General features: G+C 74.8%; 25 protein-coding genes and 1 tRNA gene. 14 read left to right on the forward strand and 12 right to left on the reverse strand.

All coding sequences use genetic code 11. The features are described 5' to 3' along the window. Nucleotides 1–1,008, reverse strand: coding sequence for a phosphotransferase family protein (locus ACFQ80_RS04960; RefSeq protein WP_430551668.1), 1,008 nt, complete (start codon nt 1,006–1,008; stop codon nt 1–3). A gap of 21 nt (nt 1,009–1,029) precedes the next feature. Continuing rightward, the gene (locus ACFQ80_RS04965) at nt 1,030–1,674 is read right to left on the reverse strand and encodes an HAD family hydrolase (protein ID WP_430562784.1); all 645 of its coding nucleotides are present in this window, start codon (nt 1,672–1,674) and stop codon (nt 1,030–1,032) included. A gap of 87 nt (nt 1,675–1,761) precedes the next feature. Between ACFQ80_RS04965 and ACFQ80_RS04970 the strand changes: the two genes are divergently transcribed. Then, the gene (locus ACFQ80_RS04970; protein ID WP_430551670.1) at nt 1,762–2,646 is read left to right on the forward strand and encodes a sugar phosphate isomerase/epimerase family protein; all 885 of its coding nucleotides are present in this window, start codon (nt 1,762–1,764) and stop codon (nt 2,644–2,646) included. 39 nt (nt 2,647–2,685) lie between these two features. On the opposite strand, the gene ACFQ80_RS04975 is transcribed toward ACFQ80_RS04970, so the two are convergent. Further along, entirely contained in the window at nt 2,686–3,288 is a 603-nt protein-coding gene (locus tag ACFQ80_RS04975) for a TetR/AcrR family transcriptional regulator (protein WP_429735477.1), read from the reverse strand. A 52-nt stretch (nt 3,289–3,340) separates the two neighbouring features. Between ACFQ80_RS04975 and ACFQ80_RS04980 the strand changes: the two genes are divergently transcribed. From ACFQ80_RS04980 to ACFQ80_RS04990, 3 genes are all read left to right on the forward strand, one after another. Continuing rightward, nucleotides 3,341–3,883 carry a DinB family protein gene (locus ACFQ80_RS04980; protein ID WP_430562785.1) on the forward strand — a complete coding sequence of 181 codons (543 nt, stop codon included), beginning with the start codon at nt 3,341–3,343 and terminating at the stop codon, nt 3,881–3,883. Nucleotides 3,884–3,974: 91 nt separating this feature from the next. Continuing rightward, nucleotides 3,975–4,979 carry a hypothetical protein gene (locus tag ACFQ80_RS04985; RefSeq protein WP_430562786.1) on the forward strand — a complete coding sequence of 335 codons (1,005 nt, stop codon included), beginning with the start codon at nt 3,975–3,977 and terminating at the stop codon, nt 4,977–4,979. Nucleotides 4,980–5,790: 811 nt separating this feature from the next. Beyond that, nucleotides 5,791–6,822, forward strand: coding sequence for a pirin family protein (locus ACFQ80_RS04990; RefSeq protein WP_430562787.1), 1,032 nt, complete (start codon nt 5,791–5,793; stop codon nt 6,820–6,822). Nucleotides 6,823–6,831: 9 nt separating this feature from the next. On the opposite strand, the gene ACFQ80_RS04995 is transcribed toward ACFQ80_RS04990, so the two are convergent. The 4 genes from ACFQ80_RS04995 to ACFQ80_RS05010 all read right to left on the reverse strand — a co-directional run bounded on the left by ACFQ80_RS04995 (nt 6,832) and on the right by ACFQ80_RS05010 (nt 9,326). After that, nucleotides 6,832–8,235: a hypothetical protein gene (locus ACFQ80_RS04995; RefSeq protein ID WP_430562788.1), complete on the reverse strand. Its 1,404-nt coding sequence runs from the start codon at nt 8,233–8,235 to the stop codon at nt 6,832–6,834. Nucleotides 8,236–8,371: 136 nt separating this feature from the next. Then, on the reverse strand, nt 8,372–8,842 hold the full coding sequence (locus ACFQ80_RS05000; protein WP_430562789.1) for a nitroreductase family deazaflavin-dependent oxidoreductase: 471 nt from the start codon (nt 8,840–8,842) through the stop codon (nt 8,372–8,374). A gap of 105 nt (nt 8,843–8,947) precedes the next feature. Further along, nucleotides 8,948–9,021, reverse strand: a tRNA-Gly gene (locus ACFQ80_RS05005). Between the two features lie 101 nt (nt 9,022–9,122). After that, entirely contained in the window at nt 9,123–9,326 is a 204-nt protein-coding gene (locus ACFQ80_RS05010) for a cold-shock protein (RefSeq protein WP_430551676.1), read from the reverse strand. Nucleotides 9,327–9,906: 580 nt separating this feature from the next. On the opposite strand from ACFQ80_RS05010, the gene dcd reads away from it, so the two are divergent. The 9 genes from dcd to ACFQ80_RS05055 all read left to right on the forward strand — a co-directional run bounded on the left by dcd (nt 9,907) and on the right by ACFQ80_RS05055 (nt 19,389). After that, nucleotides 9,907–10,482, forward strand: coding sequence for a dCTP deaminase (gene dcd, locus ACFQ80_RS05015; protein WP_430551677.1), 576 nt, complete (start codon nt 9,907–9,909; stop codon nt 10,480–10,482). A gap of 125 nt (nt 10,483–10,607) precedes the next feature. Continuing rightward, nucleotides 10,608–11,726, forward strand: a complete 1,119-nt coding sequence (locus ACFQ80_RS05020; protein ID WP_430562790.1) for a hypothetical protein — start codon at nt 10,608–10,610, stop codon at nt 11,724–11,726. A 127-nt stretch (nt 11,727–11,853) separates the two neighbouring features. Next, nucleotides 11,854–14,763: a Na+/H+ antiporter subunit A gene (locus tag ACFQ80_RS05025; RefSeq protein ID WP_430562791.1), complete on the forward strand. Its 2,910-nt coding sequence runs from the start codon at nt 11,854–11,856 to the stop codon at nt 14,761–14,763. Next, a complete protein-coding gene (locus ACFQ80_RS05030) occupies nt 14,763–15,293 on the forward strand; it encodes a Na(+)/H(+) antiporter subunit C (RefSeq protein WP_430551680.1) in 531 nt (176 codons plus the stop codon). The genes ACFQ80_RS05025 and ACFQ80_RS05030 overlap by 1 nt, the downstream gene beginning before the upstream one ends. Beyond that, entirely contained in the window at nt 15,293–16,903 is a 1,611-nt protein-coding gene (locus ACFQ80_RS05035) for a Na+/H+ antiporter subunit D (protein WP_430551681.1), read from the forward strand. The genes ACFQ80_RS05030 and ACFQ80_RS05035 overlap by 1 nt, the downstream gene beginning before the upstream one ends. After that, nucleotides 16,900–17,526, forward strand: coding sequence for a Na+/H+ antiporter subunit E (locus tag ACFQ80_RS05040; RefSeq protein WP_430551682.1), 627 nt, complete (start codon nt 16,900–16,902; stop codon nt 17,524–17,526). Before ACFQ80_RS05035 ends, ACFQ80_RS05040 begins: the two co-directional genes overlap by 4 nt. Further along, on the forward strand, nt 17,523–17,924 hold the full coding sequence (locus ACFQ80_RS05045; RefSeq protein WP_430562792.1) for a monovalent cation/H+ antiporter complex subunit F: 402 nt from the start codon (nt 17,523–17,525) through the stop codon (nt 17,922–17,924). Before ACFQ80_RS05040 ends, ACFQ80_RS05045 begins: the two co-directional genes overlap by 4 nt. Continuing rightward, complete coding sequence (mnhG, locus tag ACFQ80_RS05050) at nt 17,921–18,277, forward strand: monovalent cation/H(+) antiporter subunit G (protein WP_430551684.1); 357 nt, start codon at nt 17,921–17,923, stop codon at nt 18,275–18,277. The genes ACFQ80_RS05045 and mnhG overlap by 4 nt, the downstream gene beginning before the upstream one ends. Nucleotides 18,278–18,300: 23 nt before the next feature. Further along, complete coding sequence (locus tag ACFQ80_RS05055) at nt 18,301–19,389, forward strand: cation diffusion facilitator family transporter (protein ID WP_430562793.1); 1,089 nt, start codon at nt 18,301–18,303, stop codon at nt 19,387–19,389. Nucleotides 19,390–19,407: 18 nt separating this feature from the next. Here ACFQ80_RS05055 and ACFQ80_RS05060 read toward each other — a convergent pair whose 3' ends face one another. The 4 genes from ACFQ80_RS05060 to ACFQ80_RS05075 all read right to left on the reverse strand — a co-directional run bounded on the left by ACFQ80_RS05060 (nt 19,408) and on the right by ACFQ80_RS05075 (nt 23,720). Continuing rightward, the gene (locus tag ACFQ80_RS05060) at nt 19,408–19,947 is read right to left on the reverse strand and encodes a methylated-DNA--[protein]-cysteine S-methyltransferase (RefSeq protein ID WP_430562794.1); all 540 of its coding nucleotides are present in this window, start codon (nt 19,945–19,947) and stop codon (nt 19,408–19,410) included. A 74-nt stretch (nt 19,948–20,021) separates the two neighbouring features. After that, on the reverse strand, nt 20,022–21,602 hold the full coding sequence (locus ACFQ80_RS05065) for a DNA-3-methyladenine glycosylase 2 family protein (RefSeq protein WP_430562795.1): 1,581 nt from the start codon (nt 21,600–21,602) through the stop codon (nt 20,022–20,024). 62 nt (nt 21,603–21,664) lie between these two features. Continuing rightward, the gene (locus ACFQ80_RS05070) at nt 21,665–22,657 is read right to left on the reverse strand and encodes an alpha/beta hydrolase (protein WP_430562796.1); all 993 of its coding nucleotides are present in this window, start codon (nt 22,655–22,657) and stop codon (nt 21,665–21,667) included. Next, nucleotides 22,650–23,720 (reverse strand): LppM family (lipo)protein, encoded by a 1,071-nt coding sequence (locus tag ACFQ80_RS05075; RefSeq protein ID WP_430562797.1) that lies wholly within the window; start codon nt 23,718–23,720, stop codon nt 22,650–22,652. The genes ACFQ80_RS05070 and ACFQ80_RS05075 overlap by 8 nt, the downstream gene beginning before the upstream one ends. Before the next feature lie 147 nt (nt 23,721–23,867). Here ACFQ80_RS05075 and clpB point away from each other — a divergent pair, with 147 nt between their 5' ends. Further along, entirely contained in the window at nt 23,868–26,474 is a 2,607-nt protein-coding gene (clpB, locus tag ACFQ80_RS05080; RefSeq protein WP_430562798.1) for an ATP-dependent chaperone ClpB, read from the forward strand. Nucleotides 26,475–26,574: 100 nt separating this feature from the next. Here the strand turns inward: clpB and ACFQ80_RS05085 are convergent, their stop codons facing one another. Beyond that, on the reverse strand, nt 26,575–26,703 hold the full coding sequence (locus ACFQ80_RS05085; RefSeq protein WP_430562799.1) for a hypothetical protein: 129 nt from the start codon (nt 26,701–26,703) through the stop codon (nt 26,575–26,577). Nucleotides 26,704–26,942: the final 239 nt, after the last annotated feature.

The following is a 26,942-nucleotide window of genomic DNA, read 5'->3' on the forward strand; positions in this document are numbered from 1 at the left end:
TCAGGCGTCCAGCTCGTCCAGCACCCGCTGGAGGTTGGCGCGTGCGGTGCGCACGTACCCGGCCACCCAGTCGCCCTCGTACGCGCGGGGCACGATCTCCACGACCAGGAGGCAGGCGAAGTACGCCCGGTAGAGCCGCAGGCGCTGCCAGGCGTCGGGGTCGCCCGACCCGGGCGTGCCGTCGCCGACGCCCAGGTCCCCGCCGGCGTCCCGGTACCCGGCGAGCAGGTCCGCGTCCACCGCGCCGGCGCCGAGCTGGTCGGCGCCGACCAGCTCGAACAGGGGGTCGCCCCACAGCGCCCGCTCGGCGTCGATCGCCCCGACCACCGTGCGGTCGACGGGGTCGAGCAGGAGGTTGCCCGGCCACAGGTCGGCGTGCACGAGCCGCGGCGTCGTGACGGCGGCGAGCAGGTCGTGGTGCCGCTCGACGGCGGCCACGAGGCGGCCGGCGGGCAGGTCGACGCCCCAGCGGGCGGCGTCGTCGAGGGCGGCGCGCACCATCCCGGCGAACGCCTCCGGCCAGGTGGCGGCGGCGAGCCCCGACTCGGGTGCCGGGTACCCGAACCGGTCGCGGGCGTCGTCGTCGCGGGCGAGGCGGTGCAGCCGGGCCATGAGGGCGCCCAACGAGCGGCGGGCCCGGCCGGCGGTCGCCCCGTCCAGCTCGAGGGTGCTCCACAGGTCGCCGTCGAGGAAGGTCGTGACGAGGGCGTCGCCGTCCACGTGGGCGCGGGTCGTGTCGAGGTGCAGCACCCGCGGCACGGGCAGCCCGGCGGCGTGGGCCACCCGGTCGACCGCCGCCTCCGTGCCGAGCACGCCGTGCTCGTAGCGCAGCAGGCGGGACGTGTCCGCGCCGGTCACCTTGACCACCACCGTCCGCCCGTCGGCGAGGTCCGCGCGCAGCACGCTCGCGAACAGGCCGCCGCTCAGCGGGATGACGCGTCGCACGACGCCGAGCGGCGCGAGCAGCGCGACGACCTGTGCGTCGGAGACCGCCGTCTTGGTGAGCACGCGCGCGAGCGTAGCGGCTGCTCAGCCCGCGAGGAGCGCGGGCAGCTCGAGGAGGGAGTCGACGACGGTCGCGCGCGCCGCCTCGGGGCGCTCGGCGTGCAGGAAGCCCCACGGGCCGCGCCGGACCAGGATCGGCACCATCCCGGCGTCGGCGGCGGGCAGGACGTCGTTGTCGAGCCGGTCGCCGACGTACGCGATCTCGGTGGCGGGCACGCCGGTGAGCTCGGCGACCTTCGCGAAGAACTCCGGTTCGGGCTTCTGCACGCCCCACTCGTCGGAGGTGCGGATCGCGTCGACGGGCAGGTCCATCGCCTCGAGCGCGGCGCGCGCCTGGGGCGGCTGGTTCCCCGCGACGACGACGGCGAGCCCGGCGGCGCGCAGCGCGGCCAGCGCCTCGCGCACGTCGGGGTAGAGGTCGTCGGCGTCGAAGTTCTCCCGCAGGCCGGTCGGGTCGTCCGTCGCCCACCGCTCGATCTCGGCGGGGACGTCGAGGTCCGGTCGCACCATCTCGAACGCGTGCCGGTGCGACAGGTCGAGGGCCGCGCACCCGCCGAGGATCCCCAGGAACGTCAGTGCGGGCACCCCCAGGCGGTCGGCCCAGCGGGTCCAGATCCGGGTCTCGTCGATGAGGGTCTCGCCGACGTCGAACACCACCGCACGCACCATGCCGCGACCCTATCGGTCGTCGTGCGCGCGGGCGGGGGACAGCCGCTTGTCAGCCTCCGTCCAGTTGCGGCGGCTATCGTGCGGAGCATGGCCGAACCGCGCGAAGCACAGGCAGTCCCCGTGACGCTGTCGACCGCCTCGGTGTACCCACGTCGCGCGGCGTTCGCGTTCGAGGTCGCGGCCGAGCTCGGGTACGACGGCGTCGAGGTCATGGTGTGGTCCGACCCCGCCACGCAGGACCCCGCGGCGCTGCGGCGCCTCTCCGACGAGCACGGCATGCCGATCCGCTCCGTGCACGCCCCGACGCTCCTGGTCAGCCAGCGGGTGTGGGGCCGGTCGCCGGCCGACAAGCTGCGCCGCGCCGTCGACATGGCGGGCGAGCTCGGGGCCCCGACCGTCGTGGTGCACCCGCCGTTCCGGTGGCAGTACAAGTACGCACGGCAGTTCCAGGACCTCGTCCACGAGCTCAACGAGGCCAGCGTCCACGAGGCCGACGGCGTCACCGTCGCCGTGGAGAACATGTACCCGTGGAAGCCGCGCTCCCGCGGCGACCGGGAGCTCAAGGCCTACCTGCCCGGATGGGACCCCGCGGACCACGACTACGACGCCGTGACCCTCGACCTCTCCCATGCGGCGATCGCCCACCAGGACGGGCTGGCGCTGGTGCACGGCTTCGGCGACAAGCTGCGGCACGTGCACCTCGCCGACGGGACGGCGTCGGGCCGCGACGAGCACATGGTGCCCGGCCGCGGCGACATGGCGTGCGACAAGGTGCTGGAGGAGCTGGCGCGACGCGACTACGCGGGCGACGTCGTCGTCGAGATCTCGACGCGCAAGGCGCGCACCGCGAGCGAGCGGCACGCCGACCTGCAGGCGGCGCTGAAGTTCGCGCGGGCGCACCTCGCGCCGGTGCCGGAGCCGTACCAGCCGCCCCCGCCGGAGCACCACCACCTGCCCGCCGACGCCTGGTAGGCCGCCGGGCAGGCGGGGGACGGCGGCCGGGCGGAGCTCTCAGGCCGCGGCGACGCGGGCGCCGACGGCGCGCAGCACGAACGCCTCGGTGGCGCGGATCGCGCGCTCGCGCGCGGCGGGGTCGTCCGGGATGAGCCGGCCCGACAGGCACGCGTTGACCAGCTGCACGGTCGGTTCGATGTCCTGCTCGGGGAACTCTCCCTCCGCGATCCCCGCGCGCAGGATGCGCTTGAGGATCGACTCCACGATCTCCGCGTGCTCGCGGAGCCGCGCCTGCGTGGTGCGCGACAGCACGGTGCGCAGGTCCGGGCCGGGGGCGAGGTGGAAGACGCGGGTGAGCTGGGCCTGCTGGCGGATGTACGTCCGGAGCTGTTCGACCGGATCGTCCACCTCGGCGAGTGCCCGCTCCAGGGTTTGTGCGTACTGCTCGGTCTCGTGGGTGATGAACCCCAGCAGCAGCGCTTCCTTGTCGGGGAAGTGGTTGTAGACCGCGGTGCGACCGACGCCGGCCGCCGTCGCGATGTCGGCCAGCGTCACGGAGTCGAACCCCCGCTCGGACATCAGCGTCGAGAGGGCGGTGAACAGCTTGTGCCGGGTCATCTGGCGGTGCTCGTGCAGGCTCTTCCCGATGATCTTGGGCATGCTGACATCATAGGCATCCGTTGTCAGCACCTCGGGACGCTAGGGTTCCGGTGTGACCGACCCCACCGCACAGCCGGACGGCATCGTCCCGGACACCAAGGACTGGACCTGGGTGCTCGAGCGCCCCTGTCCCGAGTGCGGCTTCTCGGCCGCGGGCGTGGAGCCGTCGGACGTCGGCCAGGCCGTGCGCGGGACGCTGCCCCGCTGGCGCGCCGCCCTCGGCCGCCCCGACGTCGCCGAGCGGCCCCGTCCCGACGTGTGGTCCACGCTCGAGTACGGCGCCCACGTGCGCGACGTCTTCCGGATCTTCGACGAGCGCCTCGCGCTGATGCTCGCCGAGGACGACCCGGCGTTCGCGAACTGGGACCAGGACGTCGCGGCGCTCGAGGGCGACTACGCCCACCAGGACGTCGCGACCCTGGTCGCCGAGCTCGACGCCGACGGCGCGGCCGTCGCCGCGGCGTTCGACGCCGTCGCGCCCGGCGAGGCGGAGCGCACCGGCCGCCGGTCCAACGGCTCGGTCTTCACCGTCCGCACGCTGGGGCGGTACTTCCTGCACGACGTGGTGCACCACCTGCACGACGTGCGCGCCTGACGGACGGCACCGCCCGCGCGTCTCCGCAGGTCACACGTTCGCAACACGGTCGTGACACGGGGGTGACGGTGCGACCGGTACGGTCCGCGCCATGGCCTCCGTCCCGGCGCTCGTCCCCGCGGAGCACACCTCCGACCACGTGCTCGTCGTGCCGCGCCCGGCCGACGACGGCGTCGGGCCGAGCCACGACCTGCCCGGGTTGGCGGCGGCCTGGTTCGACGACGTCCGCTGGCTGAGCGAACCGTCCACCGCGGCGCCCGCCCGGCCCGCGGGCGGGGCGCGGTTCCACGGCGTGCGGGCCGCGGCCCGGCCCGCCGCCGGCGTGCTGCGGCTCGGCGAGGAGCACCGCGCCACGGGGCCCTTCCCGCTCGACGCCGACGCGGCGGCGGCGCTGGGGTGCGCGCACCCGGCGGAGGCCTGGGCGCTGGGCCGCGCGGACGGCGCGCTCGACGTCCGGGGCGGCCGACCCGCCGTGCACGACGACCGCGACGGGATCGCACGGGCGTTCGCCGCGGCGCTGCCCGTGGGGGAGGAGCTGCGGCTCGTCGGCTGGGCGGTCGCGGTGGCCCGGCGCACCTCGGGGCTCCTGCTCGCCGACGGACGGCAGGTGCTGCGCCCCGACCCCGGCGCCTCCGTCGACCTCTCGGTCCGGCCGGCGCGGCCGGTGCCCGCCGGGGAGCTGCTCGAGGTGGTGCGGGCCGTGGTCGCCACCGCCACGCTCGCGGCCGTGCCGGGCGGCCCCGGCCACCGGGTGCTGGCCCGGACCGCGTACGACGGCGACCTGGTGGTCACCCAGGAGGCGGCGGGCGGGCTGCCGCGCGCGCTCGAGACCCGGTCGTGGCCCGACGGGGCTCCCGCGACCGTCGTCCGCCTGGAGTGGCGGCCGCAGGACCCGTACGAGCTCCAGGTCTCCGACCCGTCGGGCCTGCACGTCATCGCCCGGGACCGGGCGCGGGCCCTGCTGGCGAGGGTCGCGACCCTGCTGCTCGGCCGGGCCGGCGGCGCCGTCCTCGACGACGCGGGGTTCGAGGTGACGGCCCGTGAGCTGGAGCTGCGCCGCGCGAGCCCGACCCCGGGGTCGCGCGCCTGGGTGTGAGGAGCGCCGTCCACAGCCGCTGTCCACAGCCGCTGTCCACAGGGCGGGGTGGACGGTGACCGCCTTCCCGTGGTCCCTCACCTGCGACGTTCCACCGTGGAACGGTGTGCGGTGGGCTCACGTCGGGTCGTGCGGAGGTGCGGGGCCGGACGGACCGAACCCCCGCGGGAACCGCGAGATCCTGCGGATCGTGGGTCGAGCCGGGCGGGGCGGCGCCGGGCCTGTCGCGGGCGGCGCGGTGACCCGGCGGGCGGGTGGGGCGTGTCGCGCCCGGCGCGTCGTCCACAAATTTCTTCCACAGGGCTGTGGGTGACGTGGGGATTCCGCGGGTCGCCCTGTGGACGAGCCTGTGGCCGGAGGATCCACCCGGAAAACCTGCTCCACACCCCTTGCACCGCACCCGTAGCAGGTCTAGAAACGTGCGTACCGGTCTTGCGGAGATCGGGTCGACGATCACCCGAGAGGGCGGCCGCCTGCCCGCTCCACGGGACACGGTCGACCGGAGAACGACGGGCCGTCCCGTACCGCGGTGCGGGTTGTGGGTGACGACACAGGTGCCTGTACGGGGCCGGAAGACCACCCGCGTCCGGCTGTTCGTGGAGAACGGGTTCTGCAGAGGCGACGACGCACCAGGCCTCGACGGGACACGGCGAGCGGTCGGGGTCGTGACGTCGCCACGGCACCCCTGGTCCCCGGGACCGTCGATCAGGGGTACGCGGTTCTCTCCGAGGCCCCCCGGCCGCCCCGGGGGGCCTCGGCATTTCCCGGGTCCTGGGTTCGCCGGCCGCACCGCGCGGCCTACGCTCGGGCCATGAGCAACCTCGAGACGCGTCCCGCCGAGCGCACCTGCACCGCCGGCGACCGCCCGGCCGGCGTCGAGCTGCTGACCGCCCGCGACGTCCCCCTCGGCGGTCCCCGCGCGATGAACGTGCGGCGCACCATCCCGCAGCGGCAGCGGTCCCTCGTGGGTGCCTGGTGCTTCTGCGACCACTACGGGCCGGACGACGTGTCGACGTCGACGGGGATGCAGGTGCCGCCGCACCCGCACATCGGGCTGCAGACCGTCTCGTGGCTGTTCGCGGGCGAGATCCTGCACCGCGACTCGGTGGGGTCCCTGCAGACGGTGCGGCCCGGGGAGCTCAACCTCATGACCGCGGGCGTCGGCATCTCGCACTCGGAGGAGTCGCCCGCCGAGGGGCGCCCGCCTCGGCTGCACGGCGTCCAGCTGTGGACGGTGCTGCCCGAGGCCGACCGCACGTCCGAGCCGCACTTCGAGCACCACGGCGACCTGCCCGTGGCGACCGCGGACGGCGCGCGCGTGCAGGTGTTCATGGGCGAGCTCGAGGTCGCGGGGGAGCGGCTCGTGTCCCCGGCCCGCACGTACACGCCGCTCGTCGGCGCCCAGCTCGACCTGCCCGCGGGCGGGAGCGTCACGCTGGGGACCGCCCCGGGCTTCGAGCACGCCCTGCTCGTCGACGCCGGTGACGCCCGCCTCGAGGGCGAGGTCGTACCGCCCGCCGAGCTCGGCTACGTGGCCCCCGGCCGCGACCGGCTCGTCGTGACGGCGGGCGCCTCGCCCGTGCGCGCCGTCCTCATCGGCGGGGAGCCGTTCACCGAGGACGTCGTCATGTGGTGGAACTTCGTGGGGCGCACGCACGACGACGTGGCGCGGGCCCGCGCGGACTGGATGGCGCAGGTCGCCGACTCGGGCGAGGGCACCCCGACGCGGTACGCCGACGGCGCCGCGGGCCGCCGGTTCGGCGAGGTGCACGGCTACGCGAGCGGGCCGCTGCGCGCGCCGGTGCTGCCCGACGTGCGGCTGCGCCCGCGCACCCGGCGCTGACGGCGCGGTTCAGGTCCGGGGGAACGTCACCCGGACGGTGGCGACGCCGGCGGACGTGGAGCGCACGGTGAGCCGCATCGCGCCGGAGCGGGTCGTGAACGACGACCCCTCGCGCAGGTTCGACCGCCGGGCGGACTCCTTGCCCATCGGCACGATCAGGTGCTCGCCGGGATAGGCCCAGGTCGAGCCCCGCCACCCGAGACGGCTCACCGTGACGCCGTACGAGACCGTGTAGTTGCCCGCCGCCCGCCACGGCATGCCGCCGAGGCGCCGGTACGTGGCCCCGGACGGGCGCCGGAGCTCCACGTAGTAGTACTGCCCCGTCTTCGGGTCGACGGCGCGCAGCAGGGTGGGGCGGCTGGTGGTCCGGTGCCGGGCGTCGAGCGTGACGGTGCGGGCGCCGCCCTTCTTCGTGACGGTCACGACGTCGGACGCCGGGAGCACGCCGAGGCGCTTCTTCTGGGCGCCGGACAGCGGGGCGGTGCCGACCGCGGCGAAGTCGGCGCCCATGAGGTCCATCGGGTCGAGCCCCTCGACCGCGCCGCAGCGGGAGGACGTGAAGGTCCGGTCCGGGACGCTCCCCGTGCACCAGCCGACGCCCGAGTGCTCCAGGCCCATGTTGTGGCCGAGCTCGTGCGCCAGCGTGGACACCGCCGTCCGGTACTGAGGGTGCGTGAACCGGGAGCTGCGGGTCGCGCCGCCCGGGCCGCCGAACAGGGAGAACGACCAGCCGCCGGGGTTGTCCCGGCTCGCCTTGCTCGGCAGCGAGCCGAGCCCGAGCGTGCCGCCGCACGTCTCCGACTCGCGCGGGCCGCCGGGGTAGTCGCCCCGCAGGTACGGGAAGAGCACCACGAGGTGCTCGCGCGTGCCCGGGCCGCGCGTCGTGGAGTCCATCCAGTCGGCGCCGTAGTGCGCGCGGCCGCCGCGCTTCACCTGCGTGAGGATGCGACCGGTCGTGGTGCACCGGCCGTCGCCGGTCTCGACGCGCTTCACGGCCGAGGAGCGCACGAACCGGACCCGCCCGCCCGACTGCGTCGACCAGTACGTCGACACCTTGGCGAGCAGGGCGTCGACGTCGGCGTCCCGGATCAGCCGCGACGCCCGGGTCTTCGACATCCAGCGCGGCGTCGCGACCGCGACGTCCACCCGGTGCACCCTGCGGTCCGTCTGGGCGGCGGCGGTACGCGCGAGGTCCGGCCGGGTGACGGACGACTGCCAGCGGACCGTGTCGTCGACCACGTCGTCCGGCACCGTGTCGTCGATGCCGGGGGCCTGGGGGAGGGCCTGGGCGGGGGCGTGGGCGACGGCGCTCGGGACGGCGCCCGACGCGGCCGGGGCGCCGACGGCCGCGAGCGGCTCCGCGAGCAGCGCGGCGGTGACGAGAGCGACGACGGTGGTCGCGCGTGCCTGCATGGTTCCCCCTGGGCTCCGGATGCGCGCCGGGAGGGCGCGATCGGCCCCAGAAGCGTAGGCACCCACCCTGCGGTGCCGCCCACCGGAGCGGGGGTGACGTGGGCCGGCCGGCGGGTGAAATCGTCGCCCGGGGCGCTCACCCGAGGCGCAGCTCGACCACCGGCACGACCCGGAGCCAGTCCGTCTCGCCCCGCTCGCGGGCGAGGGGCTCGGCCCACTCGGCGAGGACCGGGCCGAGCGTCGCCCACGGGCCGGGGTGCGCGGCGGTGTACGCGCGCAGGATCGCGGCGCCCTCGTCCGGGGCGAGCACGACGGCGCGGGACCGGACGTCGAGCCGCGTGCCGATCGACACGAGCACGCGCGGGTCGGCCCGCACGTTGCGGAACCACTGCGACCGCGGCCCGAGCCCGGCGACGACGACGGCGCGGTCCGGCCCCGGCCGCGCGACGACCTCGAGCACGACGTACCGCCGCTCCCCGCTGCGGCGTCCGCGGTGCTGCATCATCAGCAACCGGCCCCCGGCGAGGAAGCCGAGACCCGCACGGAACATCCCGATCGGTGCGCGGACGAACCAGCGGGTGCGCAGCAGCCGGGACGCGAGGCTCATGCCCGCGAACGTATCGGCGCCGGCCGTCGTCGTCCCGTCGGCGCGGCACCCCGCGCTCGGTCCGGGGACGACGAAGGCCCGGACCGAACGGTCCGGGCCTCGTGATGGAGCGGGTGACGGGAATCGAACCCGCGCTGTCAGCTTGGGAAGCTGAAGTTCTACCATTGAACTACACCCGCGTAGCAGCACCTGACGGTGTGCGCGCCCCGATCATACCCAACCGGGGGTGATGCTCCGAACCGGTGGCCGGCACGCCGCGGACGGCGTGCCGGCGGCGGCGTCAGAGCGGACGGATGTCCGAGGCCTGGAGACCCTTGGGGCCCTGGGTGACCTCGAACTCGACCTGCTGGCCCTCGGCGAGGGTACGGAAGCCGCTGGCCGAGATCGCGCTGTAGTGCGCGAACACGTCGGCGGTGCCGTCGGAGGGGGCGATGAAGCCGAACCCCTTCTCCTCGTTGAACCACTTCACAGTTCCGGTGGTCATGGTGTCTTCTCTCGTTGATGCGACGGACCCGCGAACCGGGGTCCGGTCGTCGCACCCGGACGGGTGCGGACGGTGTGGGCGCGGGCTCGGCGAGCGCGCGGGGTGCCGTGGCGGGACGGGGCGTGGAGCCCCGTCGCCTGGGCAAGCGTGGGGACGACGGCGACGGGCCGCGAGAAGCGGTCGTGCACGTGGTAGCCGTCCGGGAGTCGGGTGATCATGCCCCCGTACTCGCCGTCGACCGTCGCGACCCACAGGTCGTCGTCGGCCCGGCGCCACACGGGGGTAGGTCGGGTGCTGCCCTCTGCCGCGGATGCGGACGGGGGCCTGGCGATGGTGGAAGAAGTGATGCTCTCTGCTCTGCTCTCGCTCCGCGTGACGTCGGTGTTCGGTTCGTCGGGCGGAGATCGTCGTCGACGGCGGGACTGCCGTCTGCGCGCGGACCTGGCTTCGATGCGAGGTACCGAAGAGTGCCGGGGTCGGATCCCGCGGCATGCGCGGCACCCAGGGTACACGACGACGCGGCGTGCCCCGTCATCGGGACGACGGGGCACGCGCCCGCCGACCCGACTACCGTGTCCCCGTGCTGCTCTCCGACCGCGACATCCGGGCCGAGCTCGACGCCGGGCGGGTCGTCCTCGACCCCTACGACCCGGCGATGCTCCAGCCCTCCAGCATCGACGTCCGCCTCGACCGGTACTTCCGGCTGTTCGACAACCACAAGTACCCGTTCATCGACCCGTCGCAGGAGCAGCCCGAGCTCACGCGGCTCGTCGAGGTGTCACCCGACGAGCCGTTCGTGCTGCACCCGGGCGAGTTCGTGCTGGGCTCCACGTTCGAGTCGGTCACGCTGCCGGACGACGTCGCCGCGCGGCTGGAGGGCAAGTCGTCGCTGGGCCGGCTGGGTCTGCTCACGCACAGCACGGCCGGGTTCATCGATCCGGGCTTCTCCGGGCACGTCACCCTGGAGCTGAGCAACGTCGCGACGCTGCCGATCACGCTGTGGCCGGGCATGAAGATCGGCCAGATGTGCTTCTTCCGCCTGTCGTCCCCGGCGGAGCACCCGTACGGCTCGGACGCGTACGGCTCGCGGTACCAGGGACAGCGCGGGCCGACGGCCAGCCGGTCGTGGCAGTCGTTCCACCGGAGCGACGTCTGAGCGCCGCGCGCGGCCGCGGCACCGGGGCGCCTGACGGGGCGTTCCGCGACGGGGCGGGACGTCGCTACGCTCGGTCCCGCCGCGCCGGCACCGGCGCGCCCCGGTCCCGGAAGGAGCTCCGCCAAGTGGCCCAGAACCAGCCCGCCCTGCCGCCGTTGCCCCAGGTGGCGGCACAGGGTCACCAGGCGCGTCACCTGCTGGGTGTGCCGTCGGACGTCGTGGTCGACGAGATCGAGGTCCTCGCGATGTCGCGCTTCGTGGGCACGCGCTGGGACGTGGTCCCCGCGGACCTGCCCGGCGCGGACGTCCCCGTGGGCCGGATGGCGAACCCGGGGGAGCCGGGCGTGCTGCGGCTGTCGCGGCACAGCGTCGTCTCCGGCCCGTACGCGCCGTCGGGCAAGGGTGTCGACGCGGGCCTGCCCGGTGGCACCGCGATGGTCTTCGACGTCGTGTGCCCGCGCGAGCGCTGGGACGACGCGGCCCGCCTCGGCGGCGACCGGGACGGCCTCGGGCGGGCGTTCCCCGCGGCGCTGCCGAACCGCGAGGAGGAGCGGGTCGTCGCCTGGCTGCTCCAGGCGGCACGCCGTCTCGGCGGCTCGGTGCGGCTCGACGTCGCGGGCACCTGGGACGACGCAGACGGTGGCCGGCGCGCGACGGGCCCGGGAGTGGTGCTGACCCCCGACCCCGACCGGGCCGTCGACCTCACCGTCTACTCCGACATCTGGCTGGACCCGCAGGCCGCGCACCGTGTGCTGCAGGCCACGCACCCGCGGGTCCGGCTCGCGACGGAGGGCAAGCCGTACCAGGGCCCGCCCGCCGGGATCGCGGACCGGCCCCTGTACCCGGGGGAGCCGCTCGACCCCGAGGTGCGCAAGGCGATCCACGAGCGCGCGGACGACGTCGACATCGAGGCGCTGCAGGCGCCGATGGTGCTCGACGCCTACGGCCTGACGACCGACCTCGGCCTCGACGGCTCCGTCACCGTGGAGGTGATCGGCGACGAGACCCTGCCCCTGCTGGTGCGCGAGCTGCCGTGGGCCGCCTCGGGCGCCGTCTGCTACCACGTGCGCTGGGACCCGCCGGACCTGTTCGAGGCGAACCAGGAGTTCCCGCAGGCGGCGCACGTTGTCGCCCGGCGGCGCGCCGCCGACCTCGTCGGGAAGATGGCGGTGGCGATCCACGCCGCCGTGGGCGGCGAGATCGCGGACGAGGCGGACTTCCTGCTGGCCCCCGAGGACCTGTAGTCCCTGCGTCCGGTCCCGGGGTCGAGCGACCCAGGTCACACCGACCTGTCACCTCGTCAGGGTCGGACCATCGCCCGATGCCGGTAAAGTAAAGCCGACGCCCCGCCCCTCGACCGGACGGAGTGCTGTGCTCTCAGTGCTGCTCTTCACCTTCCTGCTGGCCCTCGCGGCGCCGGCTCTGGTGGCGTGGGTGGGCAGGAGAGCCTTCTGGCTGCTGGCCCTCGGGCCCGCCTCCGCCGCCGCGTACGCGCTGGCGATGACCCCCCGGGTGACCGCGGGCGACTTCCCCACCACCGAGGTCCCCTGGGTGCCCGGGCTGCACCTGTCGATCACCCTGCAGCTCGACACGCTCGCGTGGTTCATGCTGCTCGTGGTCGGCGGCGTCGGTGCTCTGGTGCTGCTCTACTGCTCCGCCTACTTCGCCCGCGACGCCCTCGGGCTCGGCCGGTTCGCCGCCGTGCTCACGGCGTTCGCCGCCGCCATGGTCGGCCTCGTCGTCGCCGACGACCTGCTGCTCCTGTTCGTGTTCTGGGAGCTCACCACCGTCTTCTCCTACCTCCTGATCGGCCACTACGCGGACCGCAAGGCCTCCCGCCGGGCGGCCATGCAGGCGATCGTCGTGACGACGGCGGGCGGCCTGGCCATGCTCGTCGGGCTCATCATCCTCGGCGTCGTGGGCGACTCCTGGCGGGTCTCCGAGCTGGTCGCGAACCCGCCGTCGGGCACCGCGGTCACCTGGGCGGCGGTGTGCCTCCTCGCGGGCGCCGCCACGAAGTCCGCGCTCATCCCGTTCCACTTCTGGCTCCCCGCGGCGATGGCGGCCCCGACGCCGGTGTCCGCCTACCTGCACGCGGCGGCCATGGTCAAGGCGGGCGTCTACCTCGTGGCGCGCTTCGCCCCGGCGTTCGCCGACCTGCCCGTCTGGCGCTGGCTGGTGCTGGTCCTGGGCGGCGGCACCCTGCTGCTGGGCGGCTACCAGGCGCTGCGGCAGCACGACCTCAAGCTCGTCCTCGCGTTCGGCACCGTCTCCCAGCTCGGCCTGATCGTGCTGCTCCTGGGGCTCGGGAGCAAGGCGCTGGCGCTCGCCGGCCTCGCGATGCTCGGGGCGCACGCCATGTTCAAGGCCGCGCTGTTCCTCGTCGTCGGCGCGGTCGACGTCGCCACCGGCACCCGCGACCTGCGCAAGCTGTCCGGGCTGTGGCGCACGATGCCGTTCACCGCCGTCGCGGGCGTGCTCGCCACGGCCTCGATGATCGGCTTCCCGCCGTTCGCCGGGTACGTCGCCAAGGAGGCCGCCCTCGAGGGGCTGTGGCACGACGTCACGCACGGCGCCGGCGCCGTCGAGTGGATCGCCCTCCTCGCGGTGGTCGTCGGGTCGGCGCTCACCGTCGCCTACGGCCTGCGGTTCGCGTGGGGCGCGTTCGGCACCAAGCGGCGTCCGGGCGTCGCCGCGGCCGGCGTCCCGGCCACGACCCGCGACGCCGCGGCGGAGCCCGCGCCCGCGACGCCGGTGCGCCGCCAGCCGTGGCTGCTCGTCACCCCGCCCCTCGTGCTCGCGGTGCTCGGCCTGGCGGTGGCGCTCGTGCCGGCGACCGGGGAGCGGCTGCTCGCCCCGTACGCGGACCGCTACCCGGGCGGCGAGCCGGGCCACCTGACCCTGTGGGGCGGCTTCACGCCGGTCCTCGCCCTCACCGTGCTGGTGCTGCTCGCCGGCGCCGTCCTCTTCTGGCAGCGCGCCCGCGTGGAGAAGGCCCAGGACTTCCTGTGGTCCCCGCGCTCCGCCGAGGTCACCTACCGGCGCACCATGCGCCGGCTGGACGACCTCGCGGCCGACGTCACCGCCGCCACCCAGCGCGGTTCGCTGCCCGTCTACCTCGGCGTGATCCTCGTGGTCCTCGCCGTCGCGCCGGGCACCGTCATCGCGTCCGGGCTGCTCAACGGCCATCCGCGGACGGAGCTCGTGCTGTGGGACCGGCCCGCCGACGCGGCGGTCGTCGCGGTCGTCGTCGTCGCCTGCGTGCTCGCCGCCCGCGCGCGTCGGCGCCTCAAGGCCGTCGTCCTGGTGGGTGTCGCCGGGTACGCCAACGCGACGCTGTTCATGCTGCACGGCGCCCCCGACCTCGCCCTCACGCAGGTGCTGTGCGAGACGATCACGCTGGTCGTCATGGTGCTGGTGCTGCGGCGCATGCCCCCGTACTTCACGGACCGGCCGCTCGCCGCCAGCCGCTGGTTGCGGCTCGCGCTGGCCGTGGTGACCGGCGTCGTCATGATGGCGTTCACCGTCGCCGCGCCGCTGGTGCGCGTCGCCGAGCCGATCAGCACCCACTTCCCCGACGAGGCCTACACGTGGGGCGGCGGCAAGAACATCGTCAACGTGACCCTGGTCGACATCCGCGCCTGGGACACCGTCGGCGAGATCTCCGTGCTGCTCGTCGCGGCGACGGGCGTCGCCTCGCTCATCTTCCTGCGGCAGCGCAGCGGCGAGGTGCTGCGGCTGTCCCGCGTGGACGAGGTCAGCAGGTCCGACCCGCACACGCGCCGCGTGTGGCTCGCCGCGGGCAGCACGCTGGAGCCGGAGCGCCGGTCCGTCCTGTTCGAGGTCGTGACCCGCGTGATCTTCCACGCCATGATCGTGTTCGCCCTGTTCCTGCTGTTCAGCGGGCACAACGCGCCCGGCGGCGGCTTCGCGGCGGGGCTCGTGGTGGGCATCGCGTTCGCCGTGCGGTACCTCGCGGGCGGGCGGTACGAGCTGGGCGAGGCGGCGCCGATCAACCCCGGTGTGCTGCTCGGCACCGGCCTGTTCCTCTCCGCCGGCGTGGGCCTCGCGACGCTCGTCGGCGGCCAGGAGGTGCTGCAGAGCACGATCCGCAACCTGAGCATCCCCGTCCTCGGGGAGGTGCACCTCGTGACCTCCCTGTTCTTCGACATCGGCGTGATGCTCGTCGTGGTCGGCCTCGTGCTCGACCTGCTGCGCACGCTGGGCGCCGAGATCGACCGCCAGGACCCCCGACCCGCACGTGAGGAGGTCGAGGTCTGATGGTCGTCCTCGAGAACACCCCGCCGGCCATCCTGGTGCTGGCCATCGGCGTGCTGTTCGCCACCGGCGTCTACCTGCTGCTGGAGCGCCCGCTCACCCGGGTGCTGCTCGGCTTCGTGCTCATCGGCAACGGCGTCAACCTCATGCTGCTGGTCATGGGCGGCCGGTCGGGAGCGTCGCCCATCATCGGCAACGCCCCGGACGGCGTGCGCATGAGCGACCCGCTCGCGCAGGCGATGGTGCTCACCTCGATCGTCATCACCCTCGCACTCACCGCGTTCGTGCTGGCCATGGCCTACCGGTCGTGGCAGCTGCACGGCCACGACGAGGTCGCGGACGACGTCGAGGACCGGCGCGTCGCCCGGCACGCGGCGCTCAACGCCCCCGCGTTCGAGGACGCGGACGACACCGAGCCCGACCGGACGCTCGACGAGGAGGCCGCCGACGTGTACGACGACGTCGACGACAGCGACGGCGACGACGGTCACCGGGCCCCTCACGGCGCCGCCGGCCACAAGGAGCGCCCCTGATGCCCTGGGACTCCGCCACGCTGGTGCCGCTGCCGGTCATGCTGCCGCTCTTCGCGGCCGGGCTGACGCTCGCCCTGCACCGGTACGCCCGCGTGCAGCGCATCATCAGCGTCACCGCGCTCGCCGCCGCGCTCGCCGCGTCCGTCGGGCTGCTCGTCGCCGCGGACGGCGGGCCGATCGTCGTCGAGGTCGGCAGCTGGGCCGTGCCGGTCGGCATCGACCTGGTGGCCGACCGCATCTCCGCGGTGATGCTCACCGTCTCGTTCGTGATGCTGCTGTGCGTGCTCCTGTACTCCCTGGGGCAGGGCGTGCCCGAGGGGGAGGACGACCCGGGCACCACGCGCGGCGACATGATCCCCGTCGCGATCTTCCACCCGACGTTCCTCATCCTGGCCGCCGGCGTCGCGAACGCGTTCCTCACCGGCGACCTGTTCAACCTCTACGTCGGGTTCGAGATCCTGCTCGCGTCGTCCGCGGTGCTGCTCACCCTGGGTGGCACGGCCGAGCGCATCCGCGCCGGGTCGGTGTACATCATCGTCACGCTGGTCTCCTCGCTGCTCTTCCTCACCGCGATCGCGCTGATCTACGGCGCGACCGGCACGGTGAACATGGCGCAGCTCGCCGAGCGGCTGCCGGAGATCGACCCGACCGTGCGCACGGCGCTGCAGCTCCTGCTGCTGCTCGCGTTCGGCATCAAGGCCGCCATCTTCCCGCTGTCCGCGTGGCTGCCGGACTCCTACCCGACGGCGCCCGCGCCGGTCACCGCCGTGTTCGCGGGCCTGCTCACCAAGGTGGGCGTGTACTCCATCCTGCGCACGCAGACCCTGCTGTTCCCGGACAACCCCACCGTGGACCAGGTGCTCATGGTGCTGGCGCTGCTCACGATGGTCATCGGGATCCTGGGCGCCGTCGCGCAGAACGACGTCAAACGTCTGCTGTCGTTCACCCTGGTCAGCCACATCGGCTACATGATCTTCGGCATCGCGCTCGCCACCGAGGCAGGCACGGCGGCGGCCATCTACTACGTGGTGCACCACATCTCCGTCCAGACGGCGCTGTTCCTCGTCGTGGGGCTCGTCGAGTGGCGGGGCGGGTCGACGTCGCTCGACCGGCTGGGCGGGCTCGCCAAGCTCGCGCCGGGGCTCGCGGTGCTGTTCTTCGTGCCCGCGCTCAACCTGGCGGGCATCCCGCCGCTGTCCGGGTTCCTCGGCAAGGTCGGCCTGCTCACGGAGGGCGCGACCGTGGGGACCGGGCTCGCGTGGGTGCTCGTCGTCGGGTCGGTCGTGACGTCGTTGCTCACCCTGTACGCGGTGGTCAAGGCGTGGAACAAGGCGTTCTGGCAGGCGCCGTCGGAGGAGATCGAGTCCGACGTGCCGCTGCCCCGCGGGATGGTGCTGCCCACCGGCGCGCTCGTCGCGTTCGGCCTGCTGCTCACCGTCGCCGCCGGCCCGCTGTACGGCTATGCGGAGCGCGCCGCCACCGCGTCGATGGACGGCCACAGCTACGTGGACGCGGTCTTCCCCGACGGCGCGGACCGCGGCCGCGGCGAGTCGGTCGTCGTGGGCGACGACACCGACGCCGACGCGGACCAGGGAGGTGGGCACGGATGAGCCCGCAGTCGCGCCGACCCGCCCACCTGCTGCGCCGGCTGGGCTCGCAGTGGCACGCGCTCGTGCTGCTCACCGCCGTGTGGGTGCTCCTGTGGGGCGACCTGTCGTGGGCGAACGTCATCGCGGGTGCCGTGATCGCGAGCGCCGTGCTGACGTTGTTCCCGCTGCCGGCCATCGACATGCAGGGCACCGTGCGACCGTGGCGGGCCGTCGTGCTCGTGGCGCGGTTCGTCGCCGACCTGTTCGTCGCCTCCTTCGAGGTGGCGTGGAAGGCCGTCCGGCCGGGCCCGGCGCCGCACGGCGCCATCGTCGCCGTCCGGCTGCGCAACCCCGAGGATGCCTACCTCACCATCACGGCGGTGATGTCGTCGCTGGTGCCGGGGTCGCTGGTCGTCGAGGCGCGCCGCAGCACCGGCGTCGTCTACCTGCACGTGCTCGACATCGACGGCTCCGGCGGCGCGGAGGCCGTGCGCCGCGACACGCTGGCGCTCGAGGAGCGGGTGCTGCGCGCGTTCGCGAGCGACGCCGTGCTGGCCCGGTGCGGACTGGCACCCGGTGACGCCGCCGCGGCCCTCGACGCCGCGGCGACGCCGCCGTCCGGGCGAGGGAGGGGGGACGCATGATGCTCGCCGCCGTGATCGCGGCCGCCGTGCTCGTGGCCGTCGCCGCGCTGCTCGCGCTCGTGCGGGTGGAGCGGGGTCCGTCGATGCTCGACCGGGCCGTCGCGCTGGACACCCTGACCGTCACGCTCGTGTGCGCCATCGCGATCGAGGCGATCTGGTCGCGGCGCACGGAGACCATCCCGATCCTCGTCGCGCTGTCGATGGTCGGCTTCGTGGGCTCCGTGACGATGGCCCGGTTCGCCGCGAAGGAGCCCGAGGACGAGGGCCGCGTGCGGACGCCCGAGGAGGTCGCCGCCCAGGCGCGTGCCGCGGACGTGCCGCGGGGCGAGCAGCGGGACGGCGCGCGCGCCATCGATGCCGAGGACGACGCCGAGAGCGCGGGAGGTGCGCCGAGATGACCCACGTCGACCCGGGTGTGTGGACGACGGTCGCCGACACCGTCGCCGCGGTGTGCCTGCTCGCCGGGGCGTTCCTGACGCTCGGCGCGGGGCTGGGCCTCGTGCGCTTCCCGTCCCTGCTGGCCCGCATGCACACCGTCACCAAGCCGCAGGTGCTCGGCCTCATCCTCCTGCTCACGGCGCTCGCGCTGCGAGTGCGCAGCTGGTCGGCCGTCGCGATGCTGGTGCTGGTCGTGGCGTTCCAGCTCGTCACGTCGCCCGTCGCCGCGCACATGGTCGGCCGGGCCGGGTTCCGCACGGGCAAGGTCGACCCCGAGGACCTGCGTCCCAACGAGTTCGGCGAGCCCGACTGACCCACGGCTGGTAGACCGGGCGCATGGCCCCTGCCGAGCCCGGACCCGATCGCGAGCCCGACCACATCGCCGCGCCGGACCCTTCCGCGACGCCGGACCCGTTCGAGGCGCTGAGCCGCCCGGCCGACACCGAGCCGGGCGCCGCGCCGCCGGAACCCCTCGCGAGCCCGCGCGTCGTGCAGGACGCGCACGCCGGCGGCGAGAGCACCGTCACCGTGATCATCGCGTTCGCCGCCAACGCGTTCGTCGCCGTCGCGAAGTCCGTGGCCGCCACCATCACCGGGTCGGCGTCCATGCTCGCGGAGGCCGTGCACTCCTGGGCGGACACCGGGAACGAGATCTTCCTGCTCGTCGCCGACCGCCGCTCCCGGCGTCCCGCCGACCGCGAGCACCCGCTCGGCTTCGGCCGCGAGGCCTACGTGTGGTCGATGTTCGCCGCGATCGGGCTGTTCGCCGTCGGTGCCGGCGTGTCCATCACGCACGGCATCCAGGAGCTGGTGCACCCCGAGCCCGCGAGCGACTTCGGCGTCGCGTACGCCGTGCTCGGCCTCGCGTTCGTGCTCGAGGGCTTCTCGTTCCTCCAGGCCAGCCGGCAGGCGCGCGCCGAGGCGAAGAAGGCCGAGCACGACGTGCTGCACCACGTGCTCGTCACCTCCGACCCGACGCTGCGCGCCGTCTACGCGGAGGACGCCGCGGCCCTCGTCGGCCTCGTCGTCGCGTTCGGGGGCGTGCTCGCGCACCAGCTCACGGGGTCGCCGGTGCCCGACGCCGTCGGCTCGATCGTCGTCGGCGTCGTGCTCGCCGTCGTCTCCCTCGTGCTCGTGGACCGCAACCGGCGGTTCCTCGTCGGGGAGGCCGCCCGGCCCGAGACGCGGGCCGCCGTGCTCGCGCACCTCGTCACTATGCCGCAGGTGGAGCGGGTCACCTACCTGCGGCTCGAGTACGTGGGGCCGAGGTCGCTGTACCTCGTGGCCAGCGTCGACCTCAGCGGCAACGAGCCGGAGGAGACGGTCGCGCGGCGCCTGGACGACCTGGAGCGGGCGGCGACGCGGGTCCCCGTCATCGCCGGTGCGGTGTTCACCGTGTCCACGCCCGAGGAGCCCTCGCTCTGACCGGCCCCGGCCCCGGGATCAGCCCGCGTGCCGCGCCTCGTGGGCGAGCAGGCTGCGCTTGACGTCCAGGCCGTACCGGAAGCCGCCCAGGCTGCCGTCGGTGCGCAGCACCCGGTGGCACGGCACGAACAGGGCGGCGGCGTTCATCGCGCACGCGCCCGCGGCCGCGCGGACCGCGGCGGGACGGCCGGACAGCTCCGCGTACCGCGTGTAGGTGACGGGGTCGCCGGCGTCGACGGTGCGCAGCACGTCCCACGCGTGCGCGCGGTACGGGCCGGAGACCTGGCGGACGGGGACGGCGTCGATCGCGCGAACGTCGCCGGCGTAGTAGGCGCGCACCGCCGCGACGGCGCCGGCCACCGCGGGGTCGTCGTCGGGCACGGTCGTGGTGGCCGTGGGACGGACGTCGGGGTGGACGAGGCCGACCAGGGAGTCGGCGTCCGTCGTCCAGCCCGACGCGAGGACCGTGCCGTCCGGGTCGACGACGACGGTGAACGGGCCGTCGGGGGAGCTCAGGGTGGTGGTGCGGGCGGTGGGGACGGTGGTCGTGGCGGTCATCGGAACCTCCGGGGTCTGGGGTGGGTGGGTGCCGAGCATGCGGCTGCGCTCGGACTGACGGCTGAGAAGGTGCGCTACCGCATGCTCGGCGGCAGGGCGGCGCGCCACAGGTGCAGGGCGGCGTACGAGCGCCACGGCGCCCACCGCTCGGCCCGGGCGGCCAGGGCACGCGAGCGCGCCGTGCGCGGGGCGTCGTCGGGCAGGCCGAGGTCGACGCCGGCCGCGGCAGCGCCCGCGAGGAGCGCGACGTCGCCGTCGAGCCAGGAGTCCGGGTCGCGCAGCACGCGCATCGCCACGTAGGCGGCGGTCCACGGCCCGATCCCGCGCCGCGCGACGAGCGCGGCGCGCAGGGCCTCGCCGTCGTCGCCCACCCCGACGGCGAGGGTGCCGTCGTCGAGGGCGCGGGCGGTGTCGACGACCGTCGCGACCGACCGGGCGGGCAGGCGCAGGTGGTCCGCCGCCGCGGCCGCGACCTGCGCGGCCGTCGGGAACAGGCGCGTGAGCCCCGGCACCGCGGAGTCGTACGGGGTGCCGGCGCCGGCCGCCAGCCGGCCCAGGTGCGTGCGCGCGGCGGCCACGCTGATCTGCTGGCCGACGATGGCGCGCACCACGATCTCGTGCGGGTCCACCGTGCCGGGCAGCCGCAGACCGGGCGTGCGGGCGACGAGCGGGGCCAGCGCGGGGTCGTCGGCGAGGGCGGTGTCGACGGCCGCCGGGTCGGCGTCCAGGTCGAGCAGCCGGCGCAGGCGGGCGACGGCCACCGAGACGTCGGCGGCGGACGCGAGCTCCAGGCGCACGGCGACCCGGCCGGGCCCGACGCCCGGCCCCGCCAGGGCCTCCGCCGCGCCCGGCCCGTGGGGGAGCCGCAGCGTGCGGGCGTACCGGACGTCGTCGCCGTCGAGGTCCGCGACCTCCACGCCGTCGACGGCGCGTGCCGCGAGGAAGGCGACGACCCCGCGGGCGTCGAACGGCTCGCGCACCGGCAGCTCCAGGTCGAGGCGGACCCGCGCGACGTCGGCGTCGTGACCGCCGTCCGTCGCCTGCCGGAAGGGGCGGTCGGGGCGGGCCCGGCGGCGGCTGCGCGCGCGCAGCTCGCTCGGCGCGACGGCGAAGACCTCGGTCATCGTGTCGTTGAACTGCCGGATCGAGCCGAACCCGGCCGCGAACGCGACGTCCGCGAGCGGCAGGTCGGTGCCGACGACGAGGCTGCGCGCAGTCTGCGCGCGCTGCGCGCGGGCCAGGGCGAGCGGGCCGGCGCCGAGCTCTGCGGCGAGCAGGCGGTGCACGTGCCGCGCGCTGTACCCGAGGCGGGACGCGAGCCCGTCCGTGCCCTCGCGGTCCACCACGCCGTCGGCGATCAGGCGCATCGCGCGACCGGCGAGGTCGTGCCGCAGGTCCCAGGCGGGCGTGCCGGGCGCGGCCTCCGGCAGGCACCGCTTGCAGGCGCGGTAGCCCGCCTCGTGCGCCGCCGCCGAGGTGAGGTAGAAGGTGACGTTCTCCGGCTTGGGCGTGCGCGCCGGGCAGGAGGGGCGGCAGTAGATGCCGGTGGACCGCACCGCCGTGAAGAACTGCCCGTCGAACCGGGTGTCGCGCGCGGCGATGGCGCGGTAGCGCTCCTCGAACTCCCGTGCGTCGGGGCGGGCTGTCGTCGTCATGTCCCCATCCTCACGCGCCCCACCGACCAGGTGCTAGCGGGAATCGGACACGACCGTGGGCGCTAGGGGAGAGCCTCGATCCAGTCGAGGACGGCGGCGAGGTAGGCGTCGCGGGCGGGCCGCGGTGACAGGGCCAGGTCGTGGGTGCCGCCCGCGACCGTGCGCACGGTGACGTCGCCCCCGAGCCGCCGCGCCCGTTCGCGCATGTGCGCGACGTCGAGCACGGTGTCCGTGGTGAGGTGCTGGTCCGTGGTGGACCGGTCGGAGGTCAGCACCAGCACCGGGATCCGGAGCCCCAGGCCGCGCGCGAGGCGGCGCTGCGCGCGCAGCACCGACCGCAGCCAGGCGGCGCGGACGGCGAACGGCTCGTGCGGCTTCCACGCCGCGTCGAAGTCCCACTCGCCGCCGTGGGCACGGTGCAGGGCCCGCGCGTAGTCGTCGTCGAGGTGGTTCACGACGGCGCGCGGCGCGACGACGCCGAGGGCTTCGACGAGCGCGGTGGCGGCCACCCGCACCGGGCGGGGCTTGTTGAGCTGGACCCAGGGGCTGTTGAGCACCAGGGCGTCCGCCCGGCCCGGCCGGGCCGCGGCCCACAGCGGGGCCACCAGCCCGCCCGTGGAGTGGCCGAGCACCACGAGCCGCTCGTGCCCCGCGGCCCGGACGACGGCAGCCGCGGCGTCGAGGTCCTGCGCGTACACGGCGATGTCGCGCACCTGGTTCGGGTCGCCGCCGGCGGACACCTGGGCGTCCCAGGCGCGCCCGTGCCCGCGCAGGTCGACGGCGTAGAACGCGAGCCCGCGCCCGGCGACGGCCGCCGCGAGGTGCGGGTGGAAGAAGTAGTCCGCGAACCCGTGGACGTACAGCACCGCCGTGCGCGCGACGGCGCCGCGAGGTCCCGGCGTGCCGTCGTCGGCCGGCGTGGACGGCACGTGCCGCACCAGCACGGCCTCCGCGCCACCGGGCAGCGGCAGCGTGCGCGCCCGGAACTCCGGGCCGAGGACGTCCTCGCGCCACGCCCCGGGTCCGGGGAGCGGCGCGGCCGGCGCCTCAGGCACCCTGCGCGGGACCGGACGGACGGTCCTCGTCGCCGGGGCGGTCGTCGGGCGTGCCCGTGACGTCGGGCTCGACGTCGGGCTCGGTGGCGCCGCCGGCGGGCTCCTGCCGGACCGTGTCCTCCTCGCCCGGGCGGCCTGGCTCCAGCGGCTCGGCGACGGGGCCGGTCGTGGGGCCGGCGGGCGGGGCGGTCTCGGGCGCGGCCTCCGGCTCGAGCGGCTCGGCGACCGGGCCGGTGGTCGGCTCGGCGGGCGGGGCCGCGGGCGTGCCGAAGACCTGCTCCTCCGGCGTCGGGCCGGCGGCCGGCACGGCCCCGGGGGCGGCCTGCGCGGCGAACGCGGCGTCGCCCGTCGCGGTGCCCGTGACCGTCGACGTAGCGGGACGGCGGTTGTTCCGCACGACGAACCACACGACGAGGCCGATGACGACCAGCCCGACGACGAGGCCGACGATCCACCACGGGAAGCTGCTGCCGGCGGTGGCCGAGCCCACCGCGTGGATCTCGGTGTTCTCGCCGACCTTCGGCGTCCAGGTGACGGTGTTGCCGTCGACGGTGCCGGTGGCGTCGCTGACCGGCCCGGGGAACGTGACGGCGAGGCGGACGTCGAAGGCGTCCTGGACGTTCTGCGGCAGCGACTCCAGCTGGTCGGCGCCCTCGGAGAGGTCCATCGTGCCGTCCACGACGTAGTCGTCGCCGTCGCGGGTGATGGTGAGGTCCTCGCCGCCCTCGCCGGAGATCTGGCTGATCGGGGCGTCGGTGAAGGTGTACCTGGTCCCGGTGTACTCGTCGTCGGAGTACGGCTCCTGGGACGTGCCCTCGGGCAGGTTCTGGGAGAGCTCGCCGCCGGCCTGCTTCCACAGCTCGCCGGGCTCCATCCCCATGGTCTCGGCGAGGCTGTTCGAGACGGCCATGACGATCGAGCCGGAGACGGTGTCGTCCTCCGACAGCGTCATGTCCATGTCGACCTTCATGCACCCGGCGAGGGCGAGAAGGCCGACGGCGGCCAGGGCCGCCGCGATCGCGGTGCGGAGGCGGCGCACGGGGCCGCGGGCTGGAGTGGTCACCGGCCCAGCATCCCGCAGCGGCCGCCGGGGAGCCACCTGGCACCCCGGGCGCCTTGCGCTCAAAGTTGAGCGGAATAGACTCAACTTTGGCGACGTTCCCCCGACAGGAGTCTGACCCGTATCACCGCACGTCATCCCGGAGGTCCCATGGACATCAAGCTCACGACCATGTCGCAGCAGGCGCTCGGCGACGCCGTCCAGTCGGCGTCGGCCGCGGGCAACCCCCAGCTCGAGCCGGTGCACCTGCTCCAGGCGCTGCTCCAGCAGAGCGGCGGCGTCGCCGTCGGCCTGCTCGACGCCGTCGGCGCGAACGCCCAGCAGATCGGCCAGCGCGCCCGCGCGGCCCTCGTCGCCCTGCCGCAGGCGAGCGGCTCCGCCGTCGCGCAGCCCGCGCCGTCGCGCGCGATGAGCGCCGTGCTGGAGAACGCGGGCAAGGAGGCCGAGGCGCTCGGCGACGAGTACGTCTCGACCGAGCACCTGCTCATCGCGCTCGCCGCCGGGCAGTCCGCCGCCGCCCAGGCGCTGACCGAGGCGGGCGCGACCGCCGACGCCCTGCGCGCGGCGCTGCCCGCCGTCCGCGGCTCGTCCCGCGTCACCAGCCCCAACCCCGAGGGCACGTACAAGGCGCTGGAGCAGTACGGCAGCGACCTCACGCAGCGCGCCCGCGACGGCAAGCTCGACCCGGTCATCGGCCGCGACTCCGAGATCCGGCGCGTCGTGCAGGTGCTCAGCCGCCGCACCAAGAACAACCCCGTCCTCATCGGCGAGCCCGGCGTCGGCAAGACGGCCGTCGTCGAGGGCCTGGCGCAGCGCATCGTCGCGGGCGACGTCCCGACGTCCCTGCAGGGCAAGCGCCTCGTCGCGCTCGACCTGGCGGGCATGGTCGCGGGCGCCAAGTACCGGGGCGAGTTCGAGGAGCGCCTCAAGGCCGTGCTCGAGGAGATCACCGCGTCGGACGGCGAGGTCGTCACCTTCATCGACGAGCTGCACACCGTCGTCGGCGCGGGCGCCGGCGGCGAGGGCGCCATGGATGCGGGCAACATGCTCAAGCCCATGCTCGCCCGCGGCGAGCTGCGCCTGGTCGGGGCCACGACCCTCGACGAGTACCGCGAGCACATCGAGAAGGACCCGGCCCTCGAGCGCCGGTTCCAGCAGGTGTTCGTCGGCGAGCCGTCCGTGGAGGACACCGTCGCGATCCTGCGCGGGCTCAAGGAGCGGTACGAGGCGCACCACAAGGTGACGATCGCGGACTCCGCGCTCGTCGCCGCGGCCGCGCTGTCCGACCGGTACATCACCGGTCGTCAGCTCCCGGACAAGGCGATCGACCTCGTCGACGAGGCGGCGTCGCGCCTGCGCATGGAGATGGACTCCTCGCCCGTCGAGATCGACGAGCTGCAGCGCGCCGTCACGCGCCTCGAGATGGAGGAGGTCGTGCTCAAGGAGTCCGACGACGCCGCCTCCACCGAGCGCCTGGAGCGCCTGCGCGCCGACCTCGCGGACACCCGCGAGCAGCTCGCCGCGCTCACCGCGCGGTGGGAGTCGGAGAAGGCCGGCCACAACCGCGTCGGCGACCTGCGCGCCCGCATCGACGAGCTGCGCACCGAGTCCGACCGGCTGCAGCGCGAGGGCGACCTCGAGTCCGCCGCCCGCCTCCTGTACGGGGAGATCCCGCAGGTCGAGCGCGAGCTCGCGGAGGCCGAGCGGGCCGAGGCGTCCCAGGAGGCGGACGAGGCCCAGGCTCACGAGGCGCCGATGATCGCCGACAAGGTGGGCTCCGACGAGATCGCCGAGGTCGTCTCCGCCTGGACGGGCATCCCCGCCGGGCGCCTGCTGCAGGGCGAGTCCGAGAAGCTCCTGCACATGGAGGACGTCATCGGCGAGCGGCTCATCGGCCAGACGGCCGCCGTCCGCGCGGTGTCCGACGCCGTGCGGCGCTCGCGGGCCGGCGTGGCCGACCCCGACCGTCCGACCGGGTCGTTCCTCTTCCTCGGCCCGACCGGCGTCGGCAAGACGGAGCTCGCCAAGTCGCTCGCAGACTTCCTGTTCGACGACGAGCGCGCCATGGTGCGCATCGACATGTCCGAGTACTCGGAGAAGCACTCCGTGTCGCGGCTGGTCGGCGCCCCTCCGGGGTACGTCGGCTACGAGGAGGGCGGCCAGCTCACCGAGGCCGTGCGGCGGCGCCCCTACTCCGTCGTCCTGCTGGACGAGGTGGAGAAGGCGCACCCCGAGGTCTTCGACATCCTGCTCCAGGTGCTCGACGACGGACGCCTCACCGACGGCCAGGGCCGCACGGTCGACTTCCGCAACGTCATCCTGGTGCTGACGTCGAACCTGGGCTCGCAGTTCCTCGTGGACCCGGCCCTGGACGACGCCGCCCGTCGCGAGGCGGTGATGGCGGCCGTGCGCGCGTCGTTCAAGCCGGAGTTCCTCAACCGGCTCGACGACGTGGTGATCTTCGACGCGCTGAACGTCGAGGAGCTGGGCGAGATCGTCGACCTCCAGGTCGCGGCGTTCGCGAAGCGCCTGGCAGACCGGCGCATCACGGTGGACGTCACGCCCGCCGCGCGCGAGTGGCTGGCGCTGGAGGGCTTCGACCCGGCGTACGGCGCCCGCCCGCTGCGCCGCCTGGTGCAGCGCGAGATCGGCGACCGGCTCGCCAAGGAGCTGCTGTCCGGCGCCGTGTCCGACGGCGGCACCGTCGTCGTGGACCTCGACCCGGACGCCTCCGGCCTCAGCGTCACGCCGAGGTAGCTCGAGGCCCGCCGAGGTAGTTCCGAGCCTGCCGAGGTAGTTCGTGACTCCGTGTCACGAACTACCTCGGCACGTCACGCACCACCTCGGCGGGGTGGGGTCAGCCGAAGGAGGCCTGCGGGCCGGCGCCCGCCCGCACGACCGACGGCACGTCGGCCGCCGGGTCGAGCGTGTACGGGTAGGACGACGCGGGGTCGAAGGCGGTTCTGCAGCACCATCCTCGTGCCACCGCCCGGACGACAAGGAGCTCGACTTCTTCGACAACGCCGACGACGGCGTCGACGGTGGGGCATCGAGGGCTGGCACGGCAACGAGGCGGCTTCACCCTGGGCGGCGGGGATGGGGAACACAGGCGTGGCGGCCCCCCACCCCCCGGGGGGGGGGCCGCGGGGGGCCAGGGGGGTTGGGGGTTGAAAAACCCAAGGGGATGTACCCCAAGTAAAAAGGGGTGTAAAAACAGAATTGGAG

The sequence above is a fragment of the Isoptericola sp. NPDC056578 genome, from assembly GCF_042793275.1.
In the GTDB taxonomy this organism is placed as follows: domain Bacteria; phylum Actinomycetota; class Actinomycetes; order Actinomycetales; family Cellulomonadaceae; genus Isoptericola.